Genomic DNA, 2,379 nt, shown 5'->3' with positions numbered 1-2,379 from the left:
GCGTGTTGCCGGGGGGAGTATCCCCCCGGCAAACTCGCATTCTTTATGGGGTTTTTTATATCCAGCTTGTCCATAACGACGACTAGAAACCCCTTTTAGCGCGTTAACCATTTGAGATACAGACAATTTGGGTGGATATTCAATTAACGAGTGGACATGGTTCCCTTCACCATTGAACTCGATTACTTGAAAGTCCATTTTTTTTGCAACTTCTTGGAACGACTTTTCAATTATCCCAAGGCTTTCTGCTGTAAATACAGACCTTCTATATTTCGTCACACAGACCAAATGAATTTTTAAATCTGTAACACTGTGTCTTTCTCTACGGAATTGGGTTGTCATAAACTTTCGACCAATATATAATTAGATAACAGACCAACTATAGTATCAATCATGAAAGCCAGGTATCAATATCGTTTCTATCCCACAGACCAACAGCAGCAGAGTTTAGCTCAGTTGTTTGGTTGCGTCCGTGTGGTTTGGAATGATGCCCTGGCTATCTGCAAACAGTCAGAAAAGCTACCAAGTAACAACGATTTGCACTCATTTGGTAATTACCCAAGCAAAGAAAACTGTAGAGCGTGAATGGTTGTCTAAAGTTTCTAACATCCCGTTGCAACAGTCTGTTGCTGATTTGGGAGTTGCCTATAAAAACTATTTCGACTCCCTGAAGGGTAAGCGCAAAGGTAAAAAGGTTGGGAAACCAAGGTTCAAAAAGAAAACCAATCAGCAATCAGCGCGTTTTAGAATTGGTGGATTTTCAATCAAAGGTCATGAGGTATATCTAACTAAAATTGGTAATGTTAAACCAATTTGGTCTAGGGATTTACCGTCGTCGCCTACATCCATCACAGTCATCAAGGATTGTGCTAATCGCTATTTTCTCAGCTTTGTAGTAGAGATTGAACCTGTTAATATTGATGCTAAAAACCAAAGCATTGGTATTGATTTGGGAATCAAAACTTTTGCTGTAATGAGTAATGGTGACTCATGGGAAAGCCCTGATTATTCAAGATTAGACAAGAGAATTCGGAAACTTCAGAAAAAACTAGCACGTCAACCCAAGGACTCCAAACGTAGAAACAGAACTCGGATTAGAATTGCCAAACTGCACAATCAAGTCACCGATACCCGTAAAGACTTCTTGCATAAACTATCTACCAAAATAGTGAGTGAAAATCAAACTATTGTTTTGGAAGATTTAAACGTATCCGGGATGGTTAAAAACCGCAAACTTTCTAGAGCAATTAGTCTACAAGGGTGGAGAGAGTTTAGAACTTTGTGCGAAGGTAAGTCTGAAAAACTTCATCGCGATTTTCACGTTATAAGTCGATGGGAACCAACAAGTCAGATTTGTTCTGAATGTGGTTACAAATGGGGCAAGCTTGATTTAAAAATTCGGTCGGTTCAGTGTTTAAATTGTAGAACTGAACACGACCGAGATGAGAATGCAGCTAAAAATATAAACAAAGTCGGGATAGGGCATTGCCACGACTCTAAACGGACGCAGAGACAGAGTAAGACGGCAACGGTCGCATCAGTCAGTGAAGCGTCAAGTGTTTCCCCGTCCGCGACGGTCGGTGAGTATGTCAATCGATAAGCTTCTACATAGTTTGCTGGAGAATACGCAAACTCGCCTTTCCACTGCTCAATCAAGCGTTCGGCGAAGGGTTACCAGAGACAGCAATTTCTTGAATGGGGTCGAGGTACTTTAAGACGATGGGTTGTTCAAGACCTGCATTAACCCGTGCTTGCAGCCCGGATTTAGCCAGCTGAACCATTTCTAAGGCTAGTTCTCTGACTGAATCGTTACCATACTTTGCCTCCAATCCCTTATGGCAAACTTCTGCTTGTGCTTTTTGATAGTCCTCAATCGTTCGATCTTGAAACAGTTTCCACAAAGATTCAACAGATGGTTGATGATAAACTAATCCAGTCCAGAAAGCACGCGCAGCAGGAATTTGTTCAAAAGCTAGTCCATCCATAGCACGAATTTCGATCGTATTTCGCAAGCGAATATCGGTGTAAATAGATGAAAAGTGAGCGCACCAGTTGTCAAATGTCGGTTTGCTTCCATCTTCAAAGCCATGCTCTAGTACAGACGCAAAAGTGCGTCCATGCATGGGTTGACTAACTCCGTTAACCACAGAAGCAATCATCGGAATTTGAATCGCCCAATCAATAGACCTATGAGCAAAAGTCACAGATGCATGGGACAAGTAGGTTAGAGTTGGGTATCATTGATGACCTACGAACAAGTAAAGAGCCTAAAGCCAGAAGACTTTAAACGTTTGTGTGGTGTACGTCCAGAGACTTTTAGCCAGATATTAGCAATGGGTGCGATCGCACAGTCAGCCGAAACAAAAAACAGGACGGCCA

The 2,379-nt window shown here is 41.8% G+C and carries 3 protein-coding genes and 1 pseudogene; 2 read left to right on the top strand and 2 right to left on the bottom strand.

All coding sequences use genetic code 11. From position 1 onward, the window contains the following. Window positions 1-342, bottom strand: a 342-nt coding sequence (gene tnpA, locus OGM63_RS20265) for an IS200/IS605 family transposase (protein WP_263747459.1), incomplete at its 3' end; no start/stop codon positions are given. Window positions 343-393: 51 nt separating this feature from the next. On the opposite strand from tnpA, the pseudogene OGM63_RS29620 reads away from it, so the two are divergent. Together OGM63_RS29620 and OGM63_RS20260 are read left to right on the top strand one after the other, a co-directional pair. Continuing rightward, window positions 394-456 (top strand): annotated as a pseudogene (locus tag OGM63_RS29620) (helix-turn-helix domain-containing protein); the annotation flags it as partial. 28 nt (window positions 457-484) lie between these two features. Beyond that, complete coding sequence (locus OGM63_RS20260; RefSeq protein WP_318528511.1) at window positions 485-1,600, top strand: RNA-guided endonuclease InsQ/TnpB family protein; 1,116 nt, start codon at window positions 485-487, stop codon at window positions 1,598-1,600. Between the two features lie 52 nt (window positions 1,601-1,652). Here OGM63_RS20260 and OGM63_RS20255 read toward each other — a convergent pair whose 3' ends face one another. Continuing rightward, window positions 1,653-2,219, bottom strand: a complete 567-nt coding sequence (locus tag OGM63_RS20255; protein ID WP_263747458.1) for a glutamate-cysteine ligase family protein — start codon at window positions 2,217-2,219, stop codon at window positions 1,653-1,655. Between the last annotated feature and the right edge of the window lie 160 nt (window positions 2,220-2,379).

It is taken from the genome of Plectonema radiosum NIES-515 (assembly GCF_025753815.1).
Taxonomy (GTDB): domain Bacteria; phylum Cyanobacteriota; class Cyanobacteriia; order Cyanobacteriales; family Nostocaceae; genus Hassallia; species Hassallia radiosum_A.
The sequence above is the reverse complement of the archived record's forward strand: the minus strand, read 5'-3'. Positions and strand labels throughout refer to the sequence as shown.